A 24,761-nucleotide genomic window follows, 5' to 3' on the forward strand; every position below is an offset into this window, starting at 1 on the left:
ATGCCCTGCGCGAAGACATGGTGGCGATCTGCCGCCGGATGAATGCATCCGGCATCAACCAGGGAACGGCCGGCAACGTGTCGGTGCGAAATCCCAAGGGATTTCTGGTCACGCCAACCTCTCTGCCTTACGACATGATGCAGCCAAAGGACCTGGTGCAGATGTTTTTCGATGGCAGCTACGAGGGGGAGCGCCGGCCATCGTCCGAGTGGCGGTTCCATCGCGATATTCTCGCATCCCGCGGGGATATCGATTGCGTGCTCCATTGCCATTCGGTCTATGCGACCACGCTTGCCGTGCATCACAAGACCATCCCGAGCTTTCACTATATGACGGGTGTCGCGGGCGGCACGACGATCCGCTGCGCGCGCTACGCTACCTTCGGCACGCAGGCCCTTTCGGATGCCGCGATCGAGGCCCTGCAGGACAGGCTTGCCTGCCTGCTCGGCCAGCACGGGCAGATATCGCTCGGGAAGACGCCGGCCGCCGCTCTTGCCCTTGCCATCGAGGTCGAAACTCTCTCGCGTCTCTATGTCCAGGCACTCACCCTCGGCGAGCCGCCCATTCTCGATGATGAGGAGATGGCGCGCGTCATCCAGCAGATGAAGAACATGAGCTACGGACAGGCGCCGGATCTGGATGGGGTCAACGATGTGGCGAAGCGACGGCAATAATCCCTCGCAGCCTTCCGTCGTCGCGCCGCGACGTCTTGACATATGTGCGACTGAGTAGCACTTTAGATATCTGAAGGAGATTGCCCGTGAGCGTCAAGTCGTCGATATCGCTGACCGATCAGCAGGATGCATTTGCTCGCTCGCTTGTCGAGACGGGGCGTTATTCCAGCATGAGTTCGGTTCTCCAGCAGGGCCTGGAGCTGCTGCGGCAAAAGACGGAAGCGGAAGCGGTCGAGACGGAAGGGTTGCGCAGGCTCATGCAACGCCGTGTCGATGGGCCGAAGGTTTCGGCGGCGGACATGGATGAACGCATCGAGGGTATGATCGAACGGAAGCGGCGAGCCCATCGTGTGGAGCCTTGAATATTCCAGGGACGCCGATCTCGATTTCGAACTGATCTTTGATCATCTGTTTACGGCCTACCTCGATCTTGGAGATGCGCCAGAGGACGCTCTAGAGCGTGCGGCGAACCGCATCCGCGAGCTGCGTCTGGAAATCGATCGATTGATCGAGACCCCCTATATTGGAACATTGCGGCCGGATATCTATCCCGGCATCCGCTTTCTGCGGCGCGACAAGGCAGCCGTCTGGTTTTTGCCGATCGAGCAGCGCCGTACGATTGTCGTGGCGGCAATTTTCTTCGGCGGCCAGGATCACATCAGGCGGATGCTGGCGCGCATGCTGGAGCAATAATGTCTCAATTATCTATCCGCCCCGCGGTCGCTCCCGTTCGAAATCGAGCAGCCTCCTCCCTGACGGTTACCCATCAACACTGTTCTGATGCCACAGCGGTAAAGTGCATGTAATGTAGCCGCAATCTTTGGCTGTCAGTGGGGGCGAAGGATGGCGATGGCTGTCCTTTGGGGAAAAGTCATTGCGAATTCTGCTTCTTGAGGATGAGCCCGAAATGGCCCGCGCGCTGCTGGAAGCGCTACGTCGCCGCGATGTGCTTGCCGACCATGTCCGCACGATTGCCGATGCCGATGCCATGGCCCGTGTCGGGACCTATGATGTTCTTGTATTGGATCGCCGCCTGCCTGATGGCGAAGGGCTCGATCTGGTCGCGGCTCTGCGCCAACGCAGACATCCCGTGCCGATCCTCGTGCTGACCGCGCTCGGCAGCGTTGACCATCGCGTCGACGGGCTCGACAGCGGTGCGGACGACTATCTTGCCAAGCCTTTCGCGATCGAGGAATTGCTCGCCCGGTTGAGAGCGCTCCAGAGACGGGGGCCGACGGTTTCCGACAGATATCTGAATTTCGGCAATCTGAGCGTCGATCCTCGAACCAACGAGATCTTCGTCGGCGGCTCGCTCGTCGAATTTCCCCGCCGCGAATATCTGGTGCTGGAGACGCTGATGCGCCGCCCCAACCGCATCGTGACGCGGCCGAACCTGATCGAGGCCGTGTATGCCCTCGAGGACGAGATCGGATCGAACGCGCTGGATGCGCACATCTCGCGCATTCGAAAGAAGCTGCTTCTGGCCGAAGCCACGGTCGAGATAAGGGCCGTGCGGAACATCGGCTATCTGATCCGGGCCAAGGCATGAACCCGGAGCGCAGCCGATCGTTACGCTGGGGGCTGATAAAGCGGCTGATTGCCCTGCAGGCCTTCCTTCTCATTCTCTTCTTTGTCCTGCTCGTCGGCTGGATCTGGATCATCAATCCGGAGCTGGAGGATGCCAATGAAGAGGCCGTCCGCGTCGTCGCGCAACAGATAACGCGGGATGATGACGGGCAGCTGCAGGTGGCCGAGACGCAGGAGGTCGTGGAGCTGAAGCAGCGCTACCCGGAACTCTGGTTCATGATCCGCGACCAAAAAGGAATACTCTTTCAATATGGAGAGATACCGACGGCCGCGCTCACGGAGAGCTTTCCGTGGACGATCGACCGGGCGAGAGTGGAGACCGGCAACGGGGCGCATGCCACGGTCGAGAACCGGGAGACATCCATCGGCAAGCTGCAGATCATGGCGGCCACCGAACGCGGCTTCGACAATGACGGCCTGAACGTGTGGATCAATATGCGCGTCGAGGTTCCCAAGGGGCCGCATGGCGAGATCCACTGGCTCAACGTATTGCCGGCCATGGCATTCGTCATCTTCATCGGCGTCGCTCCGATATTGGCGCTCACCGGGGTTGCGACGCTGCTCGTCACGCCGCGCGCCGTCGGACGATCGTTGAGCGGGCTTGTGGAAACGGCAACGCAGGCGCAGGCGATCGACTTCGATACCCGCTCGGCACGGCTCGAGCGTTCCAAGGTGCCGACCGAGATCATCCCCCTGGTGGATGCCTTCAACCATGCCCTCTCGAAACTGGATGAAGGCTATAACAGGCACAATCGCTTCCTTGCGGATGCCGCACATGAGCTGCGGACGCCGATTGCCATTGCACGGACGCGTGCGGACCTTCTGCCCGAAGCCGAAGTCAGTCACCAGCTTCGGGACGATATCGACCGCCTGTCCCGCGTCGCCCATCAGCTGCTGGAAATGCAGGCGATCGGCGTGGTCGAATTGCGCACGGAGAAAAAGGATCTGAATGTGCTGGTCGAAAACATCGCCGCCGATCTCGCGCCGATTGCGATGGATGCCGGTTACGATTTCGATTTCGAGCCGAGCGTCGAGGCGGCGGTCTTCGTGATCCAGACGTCGACGATCGAAATGGCGGTCGTCAACCTGATCCGGAATGCGATCGATCACGCCGGAGGAAAGGGCGCGATCATCGTTCGCGTCGGTGCGGCCGGTACGATCGATGTCTGCGACGAAGGTCCCGGCATACCACTGGCGGAGCGCGACCGTGTCTTCGAGCCGTTTCGCCGCATCAATGCCAGCTCATCCGGCGCAGGCCTGGGGCTGAATCTGGTCAAGAAGGCTGCCGAACTTCACGGCGGGCGGGTTTCGTTCCTGGACATCGGCCACGGCTTTTGCGTGCGGCTGCAGATTGGTTCCATACCGCCGTCGATCGTGGTGGCAGACATGGGCTGGCAGCAAAAGCGGTAACTGCCGGTCCGAGATCGTGGATGCCGGCTATTGCAATGCAAAATCCTGAAAGTGTTTTCGTTTTCTCAGCGGTCAGGGCTCGGATATTTGATTTTCCGAAGCCGGGTTCCCTGCTAGGTTTGGGCAAAGACACCACCGGGATAAGGCATGTTGAAACTTCTGTTGTCGGCTTCGTTTTTCCTGGCGGCTGTCTGCACTTCTTTTCTTGCCTTCGGCGACACAATGGATCTTCGACTACACAAGGCGGCCGCGACGGGTGATGTCGCCGCCATACGGCAACTGCTTCGTGACGGTGCCCCCATCGAGGCGCGTGACGCAGTCGGAGCGACTGCGCTGCTTGTCGCGACCCATGGCAACAAGGTGGAGGCCGCGCGGGCGCTGATCGAGGCAGGCGCCGACGTCAATGCCAAGGACGATATTCAGGACAGCCCCTATCTCTATGCCGGCGCTCGTGGCTATCTGGATATTCTCAAGATGACGCTCGCCCACGGGGCGGATCTCAAAAGCATCAACCGCTATGGCGGTACGGCGCTTATTCCTGCATCCGAGCGTGGTCACGTCGAAACCGTCGACACCTTGATCAAGGCGGGTGTCGATGTTGATCATGTCAACCGGCTGGGGTGGACGGCGCTGATCGAGGCCGTCATTCTCGGCGATGGCGGCCCGCGCCACGTTCAGATCGTCAAGCTGTTGATAGATGCCGGCGCAAACGTCAATCTGGCCGATAATGATGGCGTGACGCCGCTGCGGCATGCCCGCAGTCGCGGTTATGCCGGGATCGTGACATTACTGGCGGCGGTGGGGGCGACGTAACGCGGCATTCCGACTTTTGACGCTATGCAATACGACGGGGAGGCAAATGCCTTAGCCTCCCGAAACGATGAGAATGAAGGGCTTGGACAATGGAAAGAAAATACTACTCCTCTCTGGGCGGTCATCCGCCGCAGAGCGACCTGTTGACGGGGCGTGCCGTATTCACGGAGGCCTATGCGGTCATTCCCAAGGGAGTGATGCAGGACATCGTTACCAGCTATCTGCCCTTCTGGAACGATACGCGTTGCTGGGTGATCGCCCGGCCGCTTTCGGGCTTTGCCGAGACCTTTTCGCAATATGTCATGGAAGTGGCGCCGGGTGGCGGCAGCGACCGGCCGGAGCAGGATGCCGAGGCCGAGGGCGTGCTGTTCGTCGTCGATGGCGAGATCGAGCTGACGCTGCCATCGGGCAAGCATGTCCTGCAGCCGGGCGGCTATGCCTTCCTGCCACCGGGCCTGAAATGGTCGCTGCATAATCGCTCGGGTGCCCATGCCCGCTTCCATTGGGTCCGCAAGGCCTATGAGGCCGTCGAGGGACTGGCGCATCCCGAGCCGCTCATCTTGAACGAGAAGGATATTGCGCCATCCGCAATGCCGGGCACGGAGGGACGTTGGGCAACGACCCGCTTCGTCGATCCATCCGATCTGCGGCACGACATGCATGTTACGATCGTCACTCTCCAGCCCGGCGCCGTCATTCCCTTCGCGGAAACGCATGTCATGGAGCACGGCCTCTATGTGCTTGAAGGCAAGGCCGTCTATCGCTTGAATCAGGATTGGGTCGAAGTGGAGGCCGGCGATTTCATGTGGCTGCGCGCCTTCTGCCCGCAGGCCTGCTATGCCGGAGGCCCAGGACCGTTCCGCTACCTGCTCTACAAGGACGTCAACCGCCACATGGCGCTTCGCCCCTTCGGCTCACGCCGTTAAGCAAGCCGCTTCAAGAAAAACCCGGCGCCACTTGTGGTGCCGGGCTGGTTTTGTACGTCCAGTCGTCTGCCCGATTGCCTCCGCATCAGTTGGTGAGGCGCACGGCATCGCCATCGGCTGAGGAACATTGCGATGAGATCGTATAGAAAAAGTCCTGTCGGTCCCAACCGCCGCCGTCTTCCCAGGCGTGCTTTTGCGCTGCCTGGCAGCCGAAATAATTCTCGATCGGCAAGGTGACGCCCTTGGGGAGTTGGCTACCGTCAACGAAGAGGTAGTTCGACGTATTCGGATCATCCGTCCGCAGGGTCAGATCGTATTTTGTGCTGGCCGAGCTCTTGCTGTTGCAGCTTACGGCGTTGTTGTTCGAGATGGACGCCGTTTTGCCAAGCGGGCAGCCATCGTCCTTGACGTCCATCTGTAGTACGAGCTTGGTGTATTGGCCCAGCGTAATCGGGCCGGACGGGACGGCCGTCATGGTGCCCTGACCATCGTTGTTATGAGTCGTCGGCTGATAGGTCACGGTGCCGACCACGGTTTCAGCTGTGGCGTTGGGTCTAACGACGCGGATCGTGATGACTTTGTAGTACCATCCCTGCGCCTGTGTCGGGGTGATCGTCACGATGTCAGGTTTTGCCGGGGCCGTGGCCTGAGAGTTCACGCCGATGTTGACGCTATTGATGTTGACGATGCGCATCAGGTTCGTGGGCACCGCTCCGGTCAAATTGACCGAAAGGATGCGTCCATTTGCTGTGATGGCATAGCTGAGGTTGGCAGGTGTCGTGTCTGCGTAGGCGGTGATGAAACGTGTTGCTTCTGCCTGCGCGGCAGCCAAGTTGGTGCCATCGAAAATCTTGCCGCCGGCCAGAGCGGCGCCATCGGCGATTTCCTGCAAATTCGTTCGCTGATGCACCGCCGACGCATAATCAACTGCCATGCCGGCAGCCGCAGCCAGCGGGACCGCGATCAGCGCCGTCAGTGTCGCGAAATTGCCAGCGCGATCGTTTGCCAGGCAGCATAGTTGCCGAAAAAAGCGAGTGCCCATTATTCCTACCAGAAAAGACTTAAGCTTTGGCCGGAGAATGGGCAAAACATATAAAGACGTGGTTTAGAAGGTGGCCCAACTTCTAGCCATGAGTTGTATTTTTATGGCTGACGGCCGACTGGCGGTACCGCACTTATGCTTCGGTATTGCTTCATGCCATGAGTGTTGATCCAGGGTGGATATTGCAGCAATCGCAGATGGGTGTTCGGCAATACTTTCCTTGTTAGTTCCGGTCGTCTGATTTTTGGGCTTCGTCGCCGGCCGGTAGCCCGAGCTCGATCAGCGTTCGGCTAATTTTCTCGCGGGCTTCGAGGTAGATCGGGCTGGTATTGCGAATGGGCAGGGAAATATTCGCAGCTGTCGAGCCTGGCCGCAGTTGCAACCCTTGCGCCAAAGCCTGTTTGGCTTCATCCGACCGACCCAATCTCTGATAGGCGGTTGCCAAAAGCATATGCGCGCGTCCCGTCCCAGGCGTGATTGCGATAGATCGTTGCAGCCATCCGATGGCATCTTCATTGCGATTGAGGACTATATCAGCCCATCCCGCGCCCAGCAGCCAGGTCCAGCGAGACACCGCCGGAGTGTCGAAGCGGTCGGCCCGCTCGAATGTCGCAAGCGCATCCTCGAAACGCCCGAGCTGGATCTGCGTCAGGCCAAGTTGGAATAGTGCCGCGCCATCCCATGGATTGAGGCTCAGCGCTCTTGCACACGCTACAAGGCTTTCTGAGAACTGGTTGGTTGCAGTCAGAAAACGGCAATAGATGTCGAGCACGGGGAGAGAGTTCGGTTTTGTTCGCAGCGCGTGCTCGATCAGGGATCTTGCCTCGTTTTCTGCTGCCTTGGCCTCGGCTGGATCATACCAGGCGAGCTGAATGCCGCGCAGATGCAGCGTGGCAAGCGCGATCTGCAGATCGGTATTATCAGGCTGATCGCTCAGATATTTTTCAAGAATCGATCGCGCCGTCGCGAAGCGCTCCTTCGTCGTCTGATTGATCGACGCGGTCGCCTGTTGGATCGCGACACTGGCGGCGCCGGACCGTGGGGTCGGACTATCGGTCTCTCCAAGTTTGTTGAGGCGGTTGGCGAGCTCATAGCCTGCGCCCGCAGCGAGCCGAGATGCAAGGCGTTGTTTATCAGGCTCGTTGGCATCCAGCGTTATCTCGGCGACGGATTCGATCTCGCGGCTGCTCACCTTTATGAGCCGTGTTTGAAGGATCCAGGATTGCGGACTCTTCTGCAGCTCACTCTGCAAGAGAAAATCGGCTTCGCCGACAATTCGCGAAATCGGGTTGGCGGCTGCCGCCGGGCTTTGTTCCTGTGGAGCTATCAGGCGGATATTGTCGATCGCGGCGAGGCCGTTGATCATTTCCGCGGCGATGCCTTGCGCCAAAACGGCGCTCTGGGAATCGCCGACAGTATCGACAACAGGCAGAACTTCGATGACCGATTGACCCGAGCCCAGAACATCGTGGAGCCGAGAGGAAAAGACAGTGGCACCAATGATGGTGGCAATCGCGCAAAGCATTGCCAACGCGGCGAAAGTCAAAACCTTGCGCGATCCGCGACGATCAGATGTCCCGGCACTATTTGCCATGACGCTTGCATTGGAGACCGGCATATCCCGCCCTGCAGGCTGCAGTGCCACGCTCTCCTGCCTTGCGGTTACCTCGGCGGTGAATAGATAGCCACGGCCAGACACAAGCTTGATCATGCGCCGCTCAGTATCGTTGAGCGCCGTGCGGATTTCGCGAATGCATTGAAACAGGCTGTCTTCCCCGACATAGATCCCGGGCCAGACCGCTTCCATCAGTTCCTGTTTGCCGACAACGCGCTTGTTATTCGCGACGAGAAAATTCAGCAGTTCAAAAGCTTTTGGGCGCAGCCGGATCGCGGAACCGTCAGGCCCGTGAAGCTCTGCACGATCTGGATCGAGAACGAATCCAGCAAAATAAAACACCTGCTCCCAATGATCCCCAACTGTACCATTTAAATTATGTCGCAATATAAGGAGAGGCTGGCTCGACAGTCAACGTGTCGACGCTGCTACCGAGAAAAAGATCACATCGCTTACATTGGTCGAGTGGCAAGCTCAAACGGAGTTGGCTAAGTGCCAATTTTCCAAGCAAAATCACCGATTTCAGAAAAATTTCAGAAAATATCAGAATCTTGACGGGGCTTTATCAAGACCTCACTGCGCTGTTCTGACTATTGTTGAAATAGATAATGAGAAATTACGGCGGTTGTTCATGGGTTGAGGGGATCTGCTCGATATCATCAAGAACAGGTGGGGATATTCTTTAATGCTACCCGCGCTTCTTCGGATTGTGCATTCTTCACGAGCATGATTGTCCCGGAACGGCATAGCAATTCCTGGACGCCAGCCAGTCGACAATCTTGAGAGAGCTTTCCATGGGAAAGGTGCTTGATTTTCGAGTGCATCGGCCGGCAGGTGGCATGCGTGCCAGCCGGGCATTGCCGACCGACAAGGCAGACGGTCTCTTTGAGCCGGTGGCATTCTCCCGCGCAGTCCTCTTGCTGGCGCGGAGCTTCGTCGAAGTTCATGAGGCTTCGCCGCGAACCGCGGCACTTTTTGCGACACAGCAACGCTGGCTCCTTTGCCATGCCGCGCTGGGAGACTACTTTCGAACAATTCGCGAATCCGGAACAGGACTGACCCGGCGCGGTCTTGGAAATCTCGCTCTGCAATATGCGATCGCCAGCCGCAATACGGCCTATGCTTTCTTTGACGAAGCCTTGCAATACGATGTCATTCGCCCGATCGCGGCCTCTAGTGGTCCGCAATCGGAGCAGGTCGCGCCGGCGCCGTTCACACTGCAGATGCTGGCCCACTGGTATAGCGTACATTTTCAAGCTCTCGATCTCATTGGCGGCGGCGGCAGGGTGGCCAGGTTCCACACCGAGCCGAAAAACCTGCTGGCATTGGTGCAGCCGATTGCGGCGCACGCACTTTTGACGAGTCCCGCAATCCGCAGCCCTGGTCCACTCTATACGATCTTCACCTGGGCCGATGCCGGCGGGCTGCTGATGGACCGGCTGATCGCCGGAATAGAGCCCGAGGTGCTGGCGCGACAAGGCAGGCTTCTGACGGATGTGAGCTCAATTTCGTATCTCGCTCAATCATTCGGTCTGTCGCGAGCTCATACCAGTCGCAAGCTTGCCGCGGCGGAATCGATCGGAGGCATCGGCTGGAGCGGCCGGCGTGGCCACTCCCAACTATGGATCTCGCGCGGCTTTTATGAAGAATATGCGCATGCGCATGCCCGCAAGCTGCTCATCCTCGATGAAGCTTTTACCAATGTCTTGTCGGCTCTGGAGCCACTCGGCGAAAAATCGATGGCGACCGCCGACAGAGGACTGGCGGAAGAGTGGGCCTGAAGAAGACCCTTGTCGGCCGGAGATAGTTCCGAGGTGGCTTCTCCTGGGGCACCCAGCTGTCGTCGTCAAACTCCCCAGATCACCGATTCCTCGTGGCGTTTGATCAGGTGCCTAAGATCCTGGAAGCCCAAGCGGACGAATTCTGCAAATTGATCGACGGCAGGCGCGCGCGGAGCATCGATGCGCTTGAGGATCGCAAGAGCGCGTTCCGGATGAGGAATGGTGATCGGCAGCGCGGTGATCGTCTTTTCCTTGCGCTGGGCGAAGACGACGCTATGAGGCATGACAGTCAGCGCATCGGCCGATTTCAGATAGTTGATCACGCTCATCAGCGAGCCGCCCGTGTAGCGGATCTTGATCTCGGTCGCGCCGAAGGAGAGCAGCAAGGCCCGCAGATCGGCCAATAGCGGGCTTCCCGGCGGCGGCGCAATCCATGGATAATCGAGGAGGTGGCTTGGCTGCGGCCGGCGCTTCAGAAGCAGCGGATGCGTCACCCGGCAGGCGACGACGTTGCGTCCCGGCAGGATCTGCTGGAATTCGAGCCCGGAACCTTCATCGAGTATGTCGATCGGGCATATGGCAAGATCGATCTGGTCGGCTTTGAGCGCTGCGCGCAGATCGGGAAAATAGCCATAGCTCTGGTCGATGCGTACGTCTGGGTGGCTGGCCTGAAATTCGGCGCAGAGCTGGGCAATCAGCGCGTCCATGAAGAAGGGCGTGCCGCCGATCCGCACGACCCCGCTCTTGCCGACCCGGAAGCTTTCGACCAGATCGGAAGCCTTGCGCGAGGTGGCCAGCATGACGAGACCATGCTCAGCCAGCGATAGGCCGAGAGGCGTGGGTTGCAGCGGCCGGCGTCCCTTGATGAAGAGCGGCTCGCCGATGCGTTTTTCCAGCATCGACAATGTGCGCGAAACGGCTGGCTGGGCCAGGCCCAGCAATGCCGCGCCTTCCGTGACGCCGCCTGTCTTCACCACGGCTGCAAGCTGAATGAGGTGACGTTCGTCTAGCTTCATAACGATCTGTTATATTGAATGACAACAAAATCATCAATCCATGCGCGTTCAACTGCTAATGTTCGTTCAAATGCATGGCAGATCCTGGAGGATGAGCATGGTGGAGCGTGCTAAGGCGCTCACATTCAGCGAAGCGATGTCGGCGGAGGCTTTCTCCGAGCGCTTCCCGGCGAATGGTGACGGTAATCTGCCGAGATTGATCGCTGCGGCCGTCACTCATGTTCACGATCTCATCAAGCAGTTCCGCCCGAGCCAGGAGGAATGGCGCAAACTCATCGCCTTCCTGACGGAGGTCGGCCATGCCTCGGACGATCGGCGGCAGGAATGGGTGCTACTGTCCGATCTCATTGGTGCTTCTGCGTTGGTCGAGGAGATCAATTCGCGCCGGCCGCAAGCGGCGACGCCGAATACGATCCGTGGGCCTTTCTTTCGCAATGATGCGCCGGAACGGGCGTCAGGGTCTTCGATCTCGCTCGACGGTATCGGTGAGCCATTGACCGTTTCCGTCCGGGTGCAGGACCTCGATGGGCTGCCGATTGCCGGCGCCGAGGTTGTCACCTGGCAGGCCAATGGCGAGGGCTTTTATGAAAACCAGCAGCCGGATCTGCAGCCGGAGCACAATCTGCGCGGTCTCTTCCGCACCGATACCGATGGACGGTTCCGGTATCGCTCGGTGATGCCATCCGGCTACGGCGTGCCGGATGATGGACCGGTCGGGAGGCTGCTTACTGGGGCGGGATATCCGCTACGCCGCCCGGCAAACCTGCATTTCGTCATCAGGGCCAGGGGTTTCGAGACGATTACGACCCACATCTACGATGCAAGCGACCCGCATCTTGGCGAAGATGCTCTTTTTGGGGTTCGGCCCGAACTTGTCGCCTGCTTCGAACCCGTCGAGATTGACGGAAAGCGGGCCAGAGCCGTGAGCCTTACCTTCGTCATGGTTCGAACAAAGCCGGGGAGGGCATGATGTCGCGAGAATTTTCCTATGCGGGCAGCCCAGCCCAGATCGTCTTCGGCGCCGGCAGCCGCAGCAAGGTGGCGGAATGGGTTGTGAAGGCCGGCTGCAAGCGGGCTCTGGTTCTGTCGACGCCGCACCAGAAGTCGGATGCGGAAGCACTGGCCCGGGAAATCGGCTCGCTTGCCTGCGGCATCTTCACAGGCGCCACGATGCATACACCGGTCGAGGTGACCGAGGCAGCGATGACGGTCGTGACCGAGACCGGGGCGGATTGCGTCATCTCCCTTGGCGGCGGATCGACCACTGGGCTCGGCAAGGCGATCGCCTATCGTACCGATCTTCTCCAGATCGTTGTTCCCACGACCTATGCCGGCTCCGAGGTCACGCCGATCCTCGGTCAGACCGAAGGTGGCCGCAAGACCACGGTGCGTGATGCCAAAATATTGCCGGAGATCGTTATCTACGACCCCGCGCTGACGCTCGGGCTGCCGGTCGCCATGAGCGTCACGAGTGGGCTCAACGCCATGGCCCATGCCGTCGAGGGGCTTTATGCCCGGGATCGCAATCCGATTTCGAGTCTGATGGCGCTCGAAGGGCTGCGTGCTTTTGCGCGGAGCCTGCCCGTCATCGTCAATGATCCCCAAAATGCGGACGCCCGTGGCGATGCGCTCTACGGGGCCTGGCTCTGCGGTTCGGTGCTCGGTACCGTCGGCATGGCGCTGCATCACAAGATCTGCCACACGCTCGGCGGTTCCTTCGACACACCGCACGCCGAAACCCATGCGGTGATGCTGCCGCATACGGCCGCTTTCAACGCGGCCGCCGCAGCGCCGGAGCTGACAGAAGCAGCCGCTGTCTTCGGCGGCTCGATCGGCGGTGGGCTCTGGGATTTTGCCAAGGCAATCGGCGCGCCGCTGTCGCTCAAGGAATTCGGGCTGAGCGAAGCTGATCTCGATCATGCGGCTTCGATCGCCGTCGAGAATCCTTACTGGAACCCGCGGCCGATCGACCGCGACGCGATCCGCCTGTTGTTGCAGGACGCATGGGAGGGCCGGCGGCCAAGGGACTGAGACAAAGGCGCCTGCGGGCGCGCTCTTTGGGAGGAGAGACGATGAGGGGAGGAAACATGTTTACAAGACGCGATTTTCTAAAGACGGCAGCTGCTGGCGGTGCATTGATTGCGACCTCCGGCCTGGCCATGCCGGCGATTGCCAAGAATGTGGCAATCAAGCTTGGCTATGTCAGCCCGCAGACAGGACCGCTTGCAGGCTTCGGAGAGGCCGACAAGTTCGTCATCGACGCCTTCCTGGCGACGATGAAGGCAAAGGGCCTGAACTACGAAGTCGTGGTCAAGGACAGTCAGTCGAATCCGAACCGTGCTGCGGAAGTGGCAAAGCAGCTGATCGTCGACGATCAGATCAATCTGATGCTGGTGTCCTCGACGCCGGAGACGACCAATCCGGTTTCCACGACCTGCGAGGGCGAGGAGATGCCCTGCATCTCCACCGTCGCGCCCTGGCAGCCCTGGTTCATCGGTCAGCAGGGCAATCCGGGCGATCCCGCCTCGTGGAAGCCGTTCAACTACGCCTATCATTTCTTCTGGGGCCTTGAGGATATCATCGCCGTCTTCACCGGCATGTGGAGCCAGATCGGGACCAACAAGAAGGTTGGCGGCCTGTTTCCGAACGATGGCGACGGCAATGCCTGGGGCGACAAGGTCGTCGGCTTCCCGCCGGTTCTGGAAAAGCTCGGCTACGGGCTGACGGATACCGGTCGCTATCAGAACCTGACGGATGATTTCTCGGCTCAGATCAACGCCTTCAAGCAGGCAGGCACAGATATTCTGACCGGGGTGATGATCCCACCCGATCTTACAACATTCTGGAACCAGGCCAAGCAACAAGGTTTGAAGCCGAAGGTCGCCTCGATCGGCAAAGCGCTTCTCTTCCCGCAGACTGTCGAGGCGTTGGGCAATGCCGGCCACAATCTTTCGACCGAAGTCTGGTGGACTCCGACGCATCCTTTCAAGTCATCGCTGACAGGCGAGACCGCTTCAGCTGTTGCGGATGCCTTCACCAAGGCGACGGGGCGTCCATGGACACAGCCGATCGGCTTTGCCCATGCGCTCTTCGAACTGGCCGTCGATGTCATGAAGCGAGCGGAAGATGCAGGCGATGCCGAGGCGGTCGCCAAGGCCATCGGCGAAACGAAGCTCGATACGCTCGTCGGGCCGATTGCCTGGGGCAACGAGAAGCTGCCGCCATTCGCCCAGAAGAATGTCGCCAAGACGCCGCTGGTCGGCGGGCAGTGGCGACTGAAATCCGGCGGCGGCTACGATCTCGTCGTCGTCGAAAATGGGCTGGCGCCAAGCGTGCCGCTTGGCGGCAAGCTCGAGGCCCTGGCGTGAGGGAGAAGGCTGCCCGCGCTCAGTCGGGCAGCCTCCGGAGGAGAGTGATCAATGCCCATGCTTGAACTGAACGGAGTCTCGAAATCCTTCGGCGCCCTCGTCGTCGCCGAGGATATCGGTTTCTCTGTGGAGCCCGGCGAGGCGCTCGGCGTCATCGGGCCGAACGGTGCCGGCAAATCGACGCTGTTCAACCTCATCAATGGCAATCTCTCCGTTGCCAGAGGATCGATCGAGTTCGATGGCCGCGATGTGACGCATACGCCGCCGATGCAGCGGTGCCTTGCCGGCATGGGTAGAACCTTCCAGATCCCGCAGCCGTTCGAACGCCTGACGACGTATGAAAACCTGCTCGTTGCCGGTGCCTTCGGTGCCAAGGCGCGGGAAGGGGAGGTTGGAGCTCTTTGCGCTGATATTCTTGTCGAGACGGGCCTGATCGCCAAGGCCAATGTGCCGGCCGGATCGCTGACCTTGCTCGAACGCAAGCGGCTGGAGCTTGCCCGCGCGCTTGCGACCCAGCCGAAGCTGCTGCTTCTCGACGAGATTGCCGGCGGCCTGACGGAAGGCGAGTGCCGTCAGCTGGTCGCGACGATCAAGCGGGTCCATCAGCGCGGCGTTGCGATCATCTGGATCGAGCATGTGCTGCACGCCTTGACGGCGGTGGCCGAGCGCATCCTCGTGCTGAATTTCGGCCGGGTGATCGGTATCGGCAAACCCGACGCGATCATGGCCTCGAACGAGGTGCGGGAAATCTATCTGGGGATGGAAGTCTGATGGCGAGCCTTGTCGAAACCCGCGGCCTCATGGCTGGCTATGGCGATTTCCAGGCGGTGCTTGGTGTCGATCTGCATCTGGAGGCCGGCGAGACCATCGCCGTCATTGGCGCGAACGGTGCCGGCAAATCGACGCTGATGCGCTCGATTGCCGGTGTCATCGCCAACAAGCCCGATATGGTCCTGCATCGCGGCGAGCCGATCGGTGCCCTGGCCGCATCCGACGTGGTTCGGCGCGGCATCGCGCTCGTTCCCGAAGGCCGGAAGCTGTTTCCCTCGCTGACGGTCGAGGAGAATTTGCAGATCGGCCGTTATGGCCGGCGGGTCGCCGGGCCGTGGACGCTCGACAGCATCTATTCGCTATTCCCGGTCCTGAAGGAGAGACGCCGCAATCCGGCGACGGCGCTTTCGGGCGGGCAGCAGCAGATGGTCGCGATCGGAAGGGCGCTGATATCCAATCCGGAAGTCCTTCTCTGCGACGAGCTGAGCCTCGGCCTCGCGCCCGTGGTCATCAAGGATATCTATGCCGCCTTTTCCCATATCCGCGCTGCGGGTGCGGCTATCGTCATCGTTGAGCAGGATATCGCCCAGGCGCTGAAGGTCGCCGACCGTGTCTATTGCATGATGGAGGGCCGCATCACCCTGACCGGGCGGCCGGCGGAACTCGATCGCGCCGATATCCATGCGGCCTATTTCGGAGCGGACACCCATGAACTGGCTTGATACGCTTCTGCAGGGTGTGCTGCTCGGTGGGCTCTATGCACTGTTTGCCGCAGGCCTCAGCCTTGTCTTCGGCATCATGCGCCTGGTCAATCTCGCCCATGGCGATCTCATCGTGCTGGCGGCTTTCCTGATTTTGGTGCTGGTCTCGCTGCTTGGGCTTGATCCTTTCCTCGCAGCGCTCGTTGCCGCACCGCTGATGTTCGCAGCGGGCTGGCTGCTGCAATATCATTTGCTGAACCGAACCCTCGGCAAGGATATCCTGCCGCCGCTGCTCGTCACTTTCGGCCTGTCGATCGTCATCCAGAACGGTCTTCTGGAAAGCTTCACGGCCGATAGCCGGCGGATCTCCGCCGGCGCTCTGGAGACGGCCTCGCTGCAATTTGGCGGCGTCAATGCCGGCTTGATGCCGCTCTTGACCTTTGCCTCGGCCGTCCTCGTCATCGTCGGTCTGAACCAGCTCATCTACCGCACCGAACTCGGCCGCGCCTTCCGCGCGACGTCGGACGATGTGGTGACGGCGAGCCTGATGGGCATTCGGCCCAATTCCATCTTCGCCATCGCGACCGGGCTTGCGATGATGATCGTGACGGTCGCAGCGCTTTATCTCGGCATGCGGGCGAATTTCGATCCGACGGCCGGGCCGGCGCGGCTGATCTATGCCTTCGAAGCCGTCATCATCGGCGGTCTCGGCTCATTGTGGGGCACGCTCGCCGGTGGCGTCATCCTGGGGGTTGCCCAGACGTTCGGCGCGGCGATCAATCCCGAATGGCAGATCCTGGCCGGGCACATCGCCTTCCTGCTCGTGCTGCTCTTCCGGCCGCGCGGTCTTTTCCCTCGGGCAGTGGATTGAGGCCGTCATGACCACAGGTTTCGAAACAATGCCGACCGAAATCGCAGTGCCGCCGGGCTGGCGGGTGGAAACGCGGACGCGGCTTTCCAGCATCTTCACCATCCTCTCGCTTGTCGCGGTAGTCGCGCTCGCCGCTGCACCCTTCATGGTATCGCGCGGCGTCGTGCAGGATCTGTTCTTCATCCTGACCATGCTGGCGCTGGCGCAGAGCTGGAACCTGCTTGCGGGCTATGCCGGACTGATCTCTGTGGGACAGCAGCTCTTCGTCGGCTGCGGCGCCTATGCGCTGTTCGGCTTCGTCATTCTTGCCGGCGTCGATCCGATCCTTGCCATTCCGCTGGCTGGGCTTTTCGCCATGCTGATCGCCGCACCAGCCGCTTTCTTCTCCTTCCGGCTTTACGGCCCCTATTTCGCGATCGGCACCTGGGTCATCGCCGAAGTCGGGCGGCTGCTCTTTGCGCAGTGGAAGATGCTTGGCGGCGGAACGGGAACCTCGCTGCCGCGCGAGGCCACCAAGGACATGCTCGGCATTTCGCTGCTGCAGAACTGGTTCGGCATGCGCTCCGCGGCTGCGGCCGATGCGCTCACCTATTGGCTGGCGCTGGTGCTGACGGCGTTGACGATCGGCTTCATCTACCGGCTGCTGCGCAGCAAGCAGGGGCTTGGCCTTGCCGCCGTGCGCGATAATGAGACGGCAGCCCGCGCGCTCGGCGTCGATGCGCGCCGGCTGAAGATCATCGTCTATCTGGCGACCGCCTTCGTGACCGGCATGGTCGGCGCCCTCATCTATCTGCAGAAGGCGCGGATTTCGCCGGACGCCGCCTTCTCGCTCACCGACTGGACTGCCTATGTCGTGTTCATTGTCGTCATCGGCGGCATCGGTACCATCGAAGGGCCGCTTGTCGGCGTGCTCGTCTTCTTCCTGCTGCAGAATGCCTTTTCGAGCTACGGCTCCTGGTATCTCCTGGCGCTCGGCGCGCTTGCCATCGTCACGATGCTGTTCGCGCCAAGGGGCCTCTGGGGTCTCATATCCAGCCGTACCGGTTGGGAACTCTTTCCGGTCCGCCGCCTGCTGAAAGGCGGATCGACGTTACATGATGAAAAGGGAGGGCCAAATGGCTGACATCACCACCGACGTTCTGATCATCGGTACGGGACCCGCCGGTTCGGCGACATCAGCGCTGCTTGCGACCTATGGTCTCGAGCCGATGGTGGTCAACCGTTATCGCTGGCTGGCGAGCACGCCGCGCGCGCACATCACCAATCAGCGCACGATGGAGGTTCTGCGCGACCTCGGCCGAGACGTAGAGGAGGAGGCCTATCTCTTCGCGGTCGAACAGGATCTGATGGGGCAGAACGTCTTCTGCACGGCGGTTGCCGGCGAGGAGATCGGTCGCATGCAGAGCTGGGGCAACCATCCTCTGTCGCGCGCCGAACACCTTCTTTCATCGCCCGCCCACATGAACGATCTGCCGCAGACCTACATGGAGCCGCTCTTATTCAAGACAGCCTGCTCACGCGGCGCGCAGGCGCGCATGTCGACGGAGTATGTGAGCCACGTGCAGGATGCCGAAGGGGTCACGACGACCTGTCTCGACCGTCTGACCGGCAAGGAGCTGACGATCCGCTCGAAGTTCCTGATCGGTGCCGACGGCGGTAATTCGAAGGTCGCGGAACATGCCGGCCTGACCTTCGAAGGCAAGATGGGCGTCGCCGGCTCGATGAACATCCTCTTCGAGGCTGATCTCTCGCGCTATGTCGCCCATCGTCCGTCGGTGCTTTACTGGGTGCTGCAGCCTGGCGCCGATGTTGGCGGCATCGGCATGGGTCTCGTGCGCATGGTGCGGCCATGGAACGAATGGCTGATCGTCTGGGGCTATGACATCAACCAGCCGGCACCGCAGGTCGACGATGCTTTTGCCACCAAGGTCGTGCGTGAACTGGTCGGCGTTGCAGATCTCAAGCCGAAGATCAAATCCGTCTCGACCTGGACTGTGAACAACATGTACGCGACCACTATGTCGAACGGCCGGGTGTTCTGCATGGGCGATGCTGCCCATCGCCATCCGCCCTCGAACGGCCTCGGCTCCAACACCTCGATCCAGGATGGCTTCAATCTTGCCTGGAAGCTGGCAATGGTTCTGAGAGGTCAGGCCGGCATGGGCCTGCTTGAGAGCTATCAAGCTGAGCGTGCGCCGGTCGCCAAACAGATCGTCACCCGCGCCAACAAGTCGATCGAGGAATTCGGTCCGATCTTCAAGTCGCTAGGTCTGCTCGATTCCGTCGATCCGGTGAAGATGCAGCAGAACATGGATGCGCGCTGCGATGACAATGCCGATGCTGAGCGCCAGCGTACTGCCATTCGCGAGGCAATTGCCCATAAGGTTTACGAGTTCGACGCCCATGGCGTGGAGATGAACCATCGCTACGCCTCAAATGCCGTCGTCAAGGACGGGCAGCCGGAGCCAGCTTATGACAAGGATGCCGAGCTGCATTTTCAACCGACGACATGGCCGGGAGCGCGGCTGCCGCATGCCTGGCTGTTCAACGATAGCGGCAAGAAAGTATCGAGCCTCGATCTCACCGGTCATGGCGTCTTCACCATATTGACCGGCATCGGTGGCGACGGCTGGATTGCTGCGGCGAGGGTCTTGTCGAAGGAGTTGGGCTTGCCGATTGCCGTCCACAAGATCGGCCCACGGCAGGAGTGGCAGGACCTGACGGGAGACTGGGCACGCGCCCGCGAAATCCGCGACGCCGGCGTGTTGCTGGTGCGTCCGGACCATCACGTCGCCTGGCGTTCGGATACGGCGGTTGACGAGCCGGAACACGAGCTTCGCCGCGTGCTGAAGACAATTCTGGATCTGTGAGGCAATCATGAGCGTGGAAGAAAAAGGCTATTTCACCGAGGAAAATTCCGTCGAGGTGGTCACGAGCCGTAACGCCAATACCAGCGATGCGCGGCTGAAGCAGGTGATGGAGGTCGTCACCCGCAAGCTGCACGAGGCGGTTAAGGAGCTGGAGCCAACCGAGGAGGAATGGATGAAGGCGATCTTCTTCCTCACCCGCACCGGCCATACTTGCACCGATTGGCGGCAGGAGTTCATTCTGCTGTCGGATGTGCTCGGCGTGTCGATGCTGGTCGATGCGATCAACAACCGCAAGCCGTCGGGCGCTTCGGAAAGCACGGTCCTCGGGCCTTTCCATGTCGCGGACGCGCCGGAGTTGCCGATGGGGGCCAATATCTGCCTCGACCAGAAGGGCGAGGACATGGTGATCGGCGGCCGTATTCTCGATACCGAGGGCAGGCCGATCGAAAACGCAGTGCTCGATGTCTGGCAGGCCAATGACGAAGGCTTCTACGATGTCCAGCAGAAGGGCATCCAGCCCGATTTCAACCTGCGCGGCGTCTTCCGCACCGGCAAGGACGGGCAATACTGGTTCCGAGCGGTGAAGCCGAAATACTATCCAATCCCGGACGATGGTCCTGTCGGGAAGCTGCTCGATGCGCTCGGCCGCCATCCCTATCGGCCCGCCCATCTGCATTACATCATCAAGGCGGATGGCTTCGAGACATTGACGACCCATATCTTCGATCCCGACGACCCCTATATCCATTCCGATGCGGTCTTCGGGGTCAAGGAAAGCCTGCTTGCCGAATTCAGGCTCACCGAAGATCCCGCCCGCGCCAAGGATCTCGGTTTCCGCGGCCCGTTCTGGCAGGTCGAGCACGATTTCGTGCTGGCGCCAGAGCGCAAGCGAAACTAGAGCGTGATGCCGAAAGGTGTGGGCGGTTTTCGGACGACATCCGGCTCTAGGCGACAAGCGATCGCGGCGCTCCATCATGGGCGCTGCGGACGCTCGAACTTGCTTGTGGAAATTCTTCGTCGCAGGTAGTGACGCGTAATTCTTCAATACAACCTTAGAATAACGTGAAAGTAAGCTTTCCCGAATAAATGTAGTTTCCAAGTCTCAGAAGGCTCGCCGATGCCGCTGGGGATAGGAAGCGCCATGCCATCGATCGATATCATCGTTCCAAAATCTGCTCCACGCCGATGGCAGGAGATCGTTGTCGCGTGTCTGCAAACAGACGGACACGACATCGCCGTCATACATGAATCCGGGTCGGACGCATGGCCGGCAACGGTCAACGCCGCTCTTTCTTTCGAGCGCAAGATCTTTCGCCGACGAGATCCGGCTCTTGCCGCGCCATTGTTGCAAATCCCAGCAAGCGGTCGCAACCGGTCCGCAGCACTTCGGCTGGATCTTACAGGCAATGTCGCGCCATCGGATGTTCCAACCATTGCGCTGAACTTCGACGGCTTCAATTCCGACCTATCGGTTGCGACGGCGGTCGCCGCCGGCACGTTGCCTGTCATCGAAGCCTTTCTGGATGGGAGGACCGTCATAGACCGAGCCTGGCCAATGATCGACAAACGTGAGTCCGTTGCGCTCGGCGTTGAGGATGTCCTGGCGCGCGCCATCACGCTTGCCGTTTCCGTGGTTCGCGCCTTTGTCGAGAACCGGCTCGTCTTGCATGAGCCGATCTCCGTGGCATCCGAGGGCCTGACAGGTGAAACGGCATCTTTTGCGTCGACTTATTTGACGGCAGCGCTACCGCGCTTGGGCCAAGAGGCATTGCGGCGTGCGCGCTTTCGCCATGCGCATTGGCGTGTCGGCTATCGCTTCACGGACGGGCCGGGTGTGGCGAGCGCCTTTGAGCTTGGCTGCGGTTGGTCGGTGCTCCCGGATACGGGAGATCGCTTTTATGCGGACCCCTTTCCGTTTCAATGGCGGGGTCATTCCTTCCTCTTTGTGGAGGATTATCCGCATGCGACAGGCAAGGCCGTCATCTCCGTCGTGCCGTTCGATGCCGCCGGCGTGCCCGGAAAGCCGCGCTGCGTGCTGGAGGAGCCATACCATCTCTCCTATCCGCAGGTCTTCGAACGTGACGGCGCGATCTGGATGCTGCCGGAGGCGAGTTCTGGCGGAAAACTCGTTCTCTATCGGGCGACAGAGTTTCCGGATCGCTGGGCTCCCGAAGCCGTGCTCGTCGAGGGCGAGATTTCCGATGCGACCCTGCTCGATCATGGCGGACAGCTCTGGCTCTTTGCGACCGATCGCGACGGCTATGGCAGCACGTCCGATACGCTCGTGGTCTTCCGTGCGTCGCGGCTCGCCGGCCCTTGGAAGCCGCATGTGTTGAACCCGGTTCTCATCGATCGTCGCATGGCGCGCCCGGGAGGCGCTTTCGTCCGCGAGGGCGGCGGCATCTATCTACCGGTTCAGGACGGAACGCTCGGTTACGGCGGCGGGCTCGGTATGTCGCAATTACTGGAGCTGGATGAGAAGGTGGTTCGGCTATCGCCGCCCCGCCCGATCGCGGCGCATGGCGATTGGCCCTATCCGAAAATCCATACGCTCAACCGCTCAGGCCGATTGGAGGTTATCGACGGGATCGCAGCCGTGCGAAAGTGAGCGCGACAGGAGCAGCTCTTCGTAACCGGCGCACATGCGGGCCGGCGAATATTGTTCCTTCAGTTGCCGTCCGGTGGCGGCAAGCCTCGCCGCAAGCGCCGGCTTGGCGATGAGTTCGGCAAGTCCTTCGGCCACTCCCCTTGCATCGGCATCGACAAAGAGCGCGGCGGCCTCGCCATCATCCGTCGTCAGCACTTCCCGCAGCACGTCCAGCTTGCTCGTGACCACCGGCAGCCCGGAAATGGCCGCCTCGACTGCGGCAAGGCCGAAGGTTTCCGTCAATGACGAGAAAGCATAGGCGTCTCCCGCCGCCAGAAACTCGAAGATGCGCGCGGGAGGCACTTCGCCGACGAGATGCAGCCTGTCGGCGACGCCATTGTCCTGAGCAAGAGCGATAATCGCATCCTGCTCGGGGCCGGTGCCAGCGATGGCGAGATGAATGTCGGGCAGATGGGCAAGGGCGCCAACGAGCGCGATCTGGTTCTTCGAATACGCCATGCGGCCGGAAGAAACGGCAAGCCATGCCTGCTGAGGGAGGCCGAAGGCGGCGCGCGCGGCTGCCTTGTCGAAGGCGACCGAAGGTGCGGGGACGCCGTGATCGATGCGTGACATCCGGCGCCGATAGGCTTTCGGGAAGGTGTCGAACTGTGCTTCCGTCCAGCGCGAATTGACGACATTGGCGTGATAGGCGCCGAGCGTGCCCATCAGTTTGTCGATCTGAGTGAGAATTCCCCTGACGCCTCTGGTTTGCGGTGCGCCGCTCTGGTTTGCGATGATGAAGTTTGCGCCGGCGAACCGCGCGCCGATGGTACCGAAAATATTGCCGTAGTGCTGGAAGGTGATGACCGCATCCGGCTGGGCGTTGCGCAAATAATTCGCAAGTCCGACGGCCGCCCGCATTTGGCCGAGCAGACCGCGTGGCGGCTCGGTGAGGATGAAATCCGCATAAGGGTCGCGGTCGTAGACGTCGGTTTTCCTGTACATGAAGACGGTGCGTACGTCATGGCCGCACGCGCGTAGCCCTTCACCGACCATATCCGAAATCCGCTGCGCTCCACCTGCTTCCGCCTGGGTCTGTACCTGCACGATTTTCATGAGCGGCCTTTCAGGAAGGAGCGGGCGGCCAGGGCGTCTTCACCGGCAAGGAAGCCAAGGATCGATGGGTTGATGCCGATGGTGCGGCGCGCGATGAATACGGCGGTCACGCACCAAACGATGATCGTGCCGGCGATGGCGAGCGCAGCACCGATCGGACCGAGCCAATAGGTAAGCACCGCCGTTGCACAGAGCCCGAACGCGTTGACGATGACCAGCAGCTTGAAGAGTGCGTGCTGAAGGCCCGTCAACTGCATGAGGATTTCGGTCGGTCCGCAGGCGGTGCCGATTGTCGCGCCGATGCCGAAGATGATCAGCGTCACCTGCATCGTCGGTGTTGCATAGGCGTGATTGAATATCGACAGGATCAGGTCACCGAAGATCAGGAAGGATACCAGCACGCACAAGGCGATGATGAAGCCGCCGAGTGCGGCCAAGCTGGTGATACGCTGCACATGCGCCTTGTCTCCAGTATAGAAGGCAGCCGAGATTTGCGGCGCGAGTGCCTGGTTGATGCCGTTGAGCGCGAGGACGACCAGCCGCATCGTTCGATCCGCCACGAAAATTGCGCCGGCGGCTTCGGGGCCGAGAATGGCTGCGACAAGCAAGGTGCTCGCCTGGCTGAGTGCCGGCGGGAGCGCCGTGACGCCCCAGAGCCCGAATGTCACGGTCTTGAATTCATCCTTCTGTTCTTTTGTAAGCGGACCGCGCTGGGCGCGGATCGTATCGCGGAACAGGACGAATGTTTGCGGAGCGATCATGAGGAGCAGCAATCCGGCCGTCAGGTAGGTTGCCGTCACCGCGCTCATCTTAATTTGCATGAAATGGGCAAGGACGAAGACCGGGATTGCCACCGCGCGCCACAGGACGTCGCGTGGTAGCAGCGCGAAGATGAGCGCATTCTTGGCGCGAAGGGCGCAAGCGACGAACTCCGACCAGCCAAGTGCGAAGGCCAAGACCATGGTCGCCACGCAGATCGCGAGCCATTCGGGTGTCTGTGTGCCGGCGAATGGCAAGAAGCCGATGATGAGAATGAGCAGGCTGAAGCCAGCGAGCCCGGCAAGCGAGACAAGGATGGAGCGGGCCATCATGCCGTTTGCCGAATTCAGATCATTGTTGCCGGCATATTGCGGCCAGAATCTGAGCACGGCGCTTTGCTGGCCGACGATGGCGAAGAAGGAGACCAGGCTCGCTCCGGCATAGGCGGCGCTATAGAGACCGAACTGCCGCTCATCGGTCGTCATGGCGACCGCGACGAACATCAGGAATGACAGGCCGGCACTGGCGAGCTTTATGGCTCCCGCAACGGCTCCGCTCCTGGCAAGCGCGCCGATCGACAAGCGCAGGTTGCTCGCGAGCGGCGGCGTTTCGGCCGATAAAGTATCGCTGCTGCCAGCTTTCTCACTCAACGCCCTAATCCTGTGTTGATTGCTATCGACCGAATGGCCTGCAGCGCCTGAAATAGAGTGTATCTCTAATATCGTAAGTACTCATGCTCGCGCTAGAACGAAGTCGCAACATGGTTACTTGCGATGTCTCAAGTCGATCACACGCTCTGGTGTAAATTCAACGGATGATTAACATTATTCACTAATACTGAATTTAGTGATGTG

General features: G+C 60.5%; 23 protein-coding genes. 18 read left to right on the forward strand and 5 right to left on the reverse strand.

What is annotated here, in order from left to right:
- Positions 1 to 17: 17 nt before the first annotated feature.
- From GA0061100_RS12220 to GA0061100_RS12250, 7 genes are all read left to right on the forward strand, one after another.
- Complete coding sequence (locus GA0061100_RS12220) at positions 18 to 674, forward strand: class II aldolase/adducin family protein (RefSeq protein ID WP_075853259.1); 657 nt, start codon at positions 18 to 20, stop codon at positions 672 to 674.
- 86 nt (positions 675 to 760) lie between these two features.
- Positions 761 to 1,036: a ribbon-helix-helix domain-containing protein gene (locus tag GA0061100_RS12225; RefSeq protein ID WP_075852964.1), complete on the forward strand. Its 276-nt coding sequence runs from the start codon at positions 761 to 763 to the stop codon at positions 1,034 to 1,036.
- Positions 1,023 to 1,367, forward strand: coding sequence for a type II toxin-antitoxin system RelE/ParE family toxin (locus GA0061100_RS12230; RefSeq protein ID WP_075852965.1), 345 nt, complete (start codon positions 1,023 to 1,025; stop codon positions 1,365 to 1,367). Before GA0061100_RS12225 ends, GA0061100_RS12230 begins: the two co-directional genes overlap by 14 nt.
- A gap of 181 nt (positions 1,368 to 1,548) precedes the next feature.
- Positions 1,549 to 2,223, forward strand: coding sequence for a response regulator transcription factor (locus tag GA0061100_RS12235; RefSeq protein WP_075852966.1), 675 nt, complete (start codon positions 1,549 to 1,551; stop codon positions 2,221 to 2,223).
- On the forward strand, positions 2,220 to 3,671 hold the full coding sequence (locus tag GA0061100_RS12240; protein WP_075852967.1) for a sensor histidine kinase: 1,452 nt from the start codon (positions 2,220 to 2,222) through the stop codon (positions 3,669 to 3,671). Before GA0061100_RS12235 ends, GA0061100_RS12240 begins: the two co-directional genes overlap by 4 nt.
- Positions 3,672 to 3,818: 147 nt before the next feature.
- On the forward strand, positions 3,819 to 4,484 hold the full coding sequence (locus GA0061100_RS12245; protein WP_143525422.1) for an ankyrin repeat domain-containing protein: 666 nt from the start codon (positions 3,819 to 3,821) through the stop codon (positions 4,482 to 4,484).
- A gap of 89 nt (positions 4,485 to 4,573) precedes the next feature.
- Positions 4,574 to 5,410, forward strand: a complete 837-nt coding sequence (locus tag GA0061100_RS12250; RefSeq protein ID WP_075852968.1) for a bifunctional allantoicase/(S)-ureidoglycine aminohydrolase — start codon at positions 4,574 to 4,576, stop codon at positions 5,408 to 5,410.
- Between the two features lie 85 nt (positions 5,411 to 5,495).
- Here GA0061100_RS12250 and GA0061100_RS12255 read toward each other — a convergent pair whose 3' ends face one another.
- Together GA0061100_RS12255 and GA0061100_RS12260 are read right to left on the reverse strand one after the other, a co-directional pair.
- Positions 5,496 to 6,452 (reverse strand): TadE/TadG family type IV pilus assembly protein, encoded by a 957-nt coding sequence (locus tag GA0061100_RS12255; protein ID WP_075852969.1) that lies wholly within the window; start codon positions 6,450 to 6,452, stop codon positions 5,496 to 5,498.
- Between the two features lie 223 nt (positions 6,453 to 6,675).
- Positions 6,676 to 8,409 carry a tetratricopeptide repeat protein gene (locus GA0061100_RS12260; RefSeq protein ID WP_075852970.1) on the reverse strand — a complete coding sequence of 578 codons (1,734 nt, stop codon included), beginning with the start codon at positions 8,407 to 8,409 and terminating at the stop codon, positions 6,676 to 6,678.
- 452 nt (positions 8,410 to 8,861) lie between these two features.
- On the opposite strand from GA0061100_RS12260, the gene GA0061100_RS12265 reads away from it, so the two are divergent.
- Complete coding sequence (locus tag GA0061100_RS12265; RefSeq protein WP_075852971.1) at positions 8,862 to 9,848, forward strand: hypothetical protein; 987 nt, start codon at positions 8,862 to 8,864, stop codon at positions 9,846 to 9,848.
- A 65-nt stretch (positions 9,849 to 9,913) separates the two neighbouring features.
- Here the strand turns inward: GA0061100_RS12265 and GA0061100_RS12270 are convergent, their stop codons facing one another.
- Complete coding sequence (locus GA0061100_RS12270; RefSeq protein WP_075852972.1) at positions 9,914 to 10,864, reverse strand: LysR family transcriptional regulator; 951 nt, start codon at positions 10,862 to 10,864, stop codon at positions 9,914 to 9,916.
- Between the two features lie 97 nt (positions 10,865 to 10,961).
- On the opposite strand from GA0061100_RS12270, the gene GA0061100_RS12275 reads away from it, so the two are divergent.
- From GA0061100_RS12275 to GA0061100_RS12320, 10 genes are all read left to right on the forward strand, one after another.
- Positions 10,962 to 11,834: a dioxygenase family protein gene (locus GA0061100_RS12275; RefSeq protein ID WP_075852973.1), complete on the forward strand. Its 873-nt coding sequence runs from the start codon at positions 10,962 to 10,964 to the stop codon at positions 11,832 to 11,834.
- Positions 11,834 to 12,895 carry a maleylacetate reductase gene (locus GA0061100_RS12280; RefSeq protein WP_075852974.1) on the forward strand — a complete coding sequence of 354 codons (1,062 nt, stop codon included), beginning with the start codon at positions 11,834 to 11,836 and terminating at the stop codon, positions 12,893 to 12,895. Before GA0061100_RS12275 ends, GA0061100_RS12280 begins: the two co-directional genes overlap by 1 nt.
- A gap of 56 nt (positions 12,896 to 12,951) precedes the next feature.
- Positions 12,952 to 14,232 (forward strand): ABC transporter substrate-binding protein, encoded by a 1,281-nt coding sequence (locus tag GA0061100_RS12285; RefSeq protein WP_075852975.1) that lies wholly within the window; start codon positions 12,952 to 12,954, stop codon positions 14,230 to 14,232.
- 51 nt (positions 14,233 to 14,283) lie between these two features.
- Positions 14,284 to 15,003: an ABC transporter ATP-binding protein gene (locus GA0061100_RS12290; protein WP_075852976.1), complete on the forward strand. Its 720-nt coding sequence runs from the start codon at positions 14,284 to 14,286 to the stop codon at positions 15,001 to 15,003.
- The gene (locus tag GA0061100_RS12295; protein WP_075852977.1) at positions 15,003 to 15,725 is read left to right on the forward strand and encodes an ABC transporter ATP-binding protein; all 723 of its coding nucleotides are present in this window, start codon (positions 15,003 to 15,005) and stop codon (positions 15,723 to 15,725) included. Before GA0061100_RS12290 ends, GA0061100_RS12295 begins: the two co-directional genes overlap by 1 nt.
- Positions 15,712 to 16,575, forward strand: coding sequence for a branched-chain amino acid ABC transporter permease (locus GA0061100_RS12300; protein ID WP_075852978.1), 864 nt, complete (start codon positions 15,712 to 15,714; stop codon positions 16,573 to 16,575). Before GA0061100_RS12295 ends, GA0061100_RS12300 begins: the two co-directional genes overlap by 14 nt.
- A gap of 7 nt (positions 16,576 to 16,582) precedes the next feature.
- Entirely contained in the window at positions 16,583 to 17,698 is a 1,116-nt protein-coding gene (locus tag GA0061100_RS12305; protein WP_075852979.1) for a branched-chain amino acid ABC transporter permease, read from the forward strand.
- On the forward strand, positions 17,691 to 19,445 hold the full coding sequence (locus GA0061100_RS12310) for an FAD-dependent oxidoreductase (RefSeq protein WP_075852980.1): 1,755 nt from the start codon (positions 17,691 to 17,693) through the stop codon (positions 19,443 to 19,445). The genes GA0061100_RS12305 and GA0061100_RS12310 overlap by 8 nt, the downstream gene beginning before the upstream one ends.
- Before the next feature lie 7 nt (positions 19,446 to 19,452).
- Entirely contained in the window at positions 19,453 to 20,343 is an 891-nt protein-coding gene (locus GA0061100_RS12315) for an intradiol ring-cleavage dioxygenase (protein ID WP_075852981.1), read from the forward strand.
- Positions 20,344 to 20,586: 243 nt separating this feature from the next.
- Entirely contained in the window at positions 20,587 to 22,053 is a 1,467-nt protein-coding gene (locus GA0061100_RS12320; protein ID WP_075852982.1) for a glucosamine inositolphosphorylceramide transferase family protein, read from the forward strand.
- Here the strand turns inward: GA0061100_RS12320 and GA0061100_RS12325 are convergent.
- Entirely contained in the window at positions 22,006 to 23,148 is a 1,143-nt protein-coding gene (locus GA0061100_RS12325; RefSeq protein WP_075852983.1) for a glycosyltransferase family 4 protein, read from the reverse strand. The two genes, GA0061100_RS12320 and GA0061100_RS12325, sit on opposite strands and share 48 nt — an antisense overlap.
- Positions 23,145 to 24,557 carry a lipopolysaccharide biosynthesis protein gene (locus tag GA0061100_RS12330; RefSeq protein WP_075852984.1) on the reverse strand — a complete coding sequence of 471 codons (1,413 nt, stop codon included), beginning with the start codon at positions 24,555 to 24,557 and terminating at the stop codon, positions 23,145 to 23,147. The genes GA0061100_RS12325 and GA0061100_RS12330 overlap by 4 nt, the downstream gene beginning before the upstream one ends.
- Positions 24,558 to 24,761 lie beyond the last annotated feature (204 nt).

It is taken from the genome of Martinezella hainanensis (assembly GCF_900094555.1).
Classification (GTDB): Bacteria; Pseudomonadota; Alphaproteobacteria; order Rhizobiales; family Rhizobiaceae; genus Rhizobium; species Rhizobium hainanense.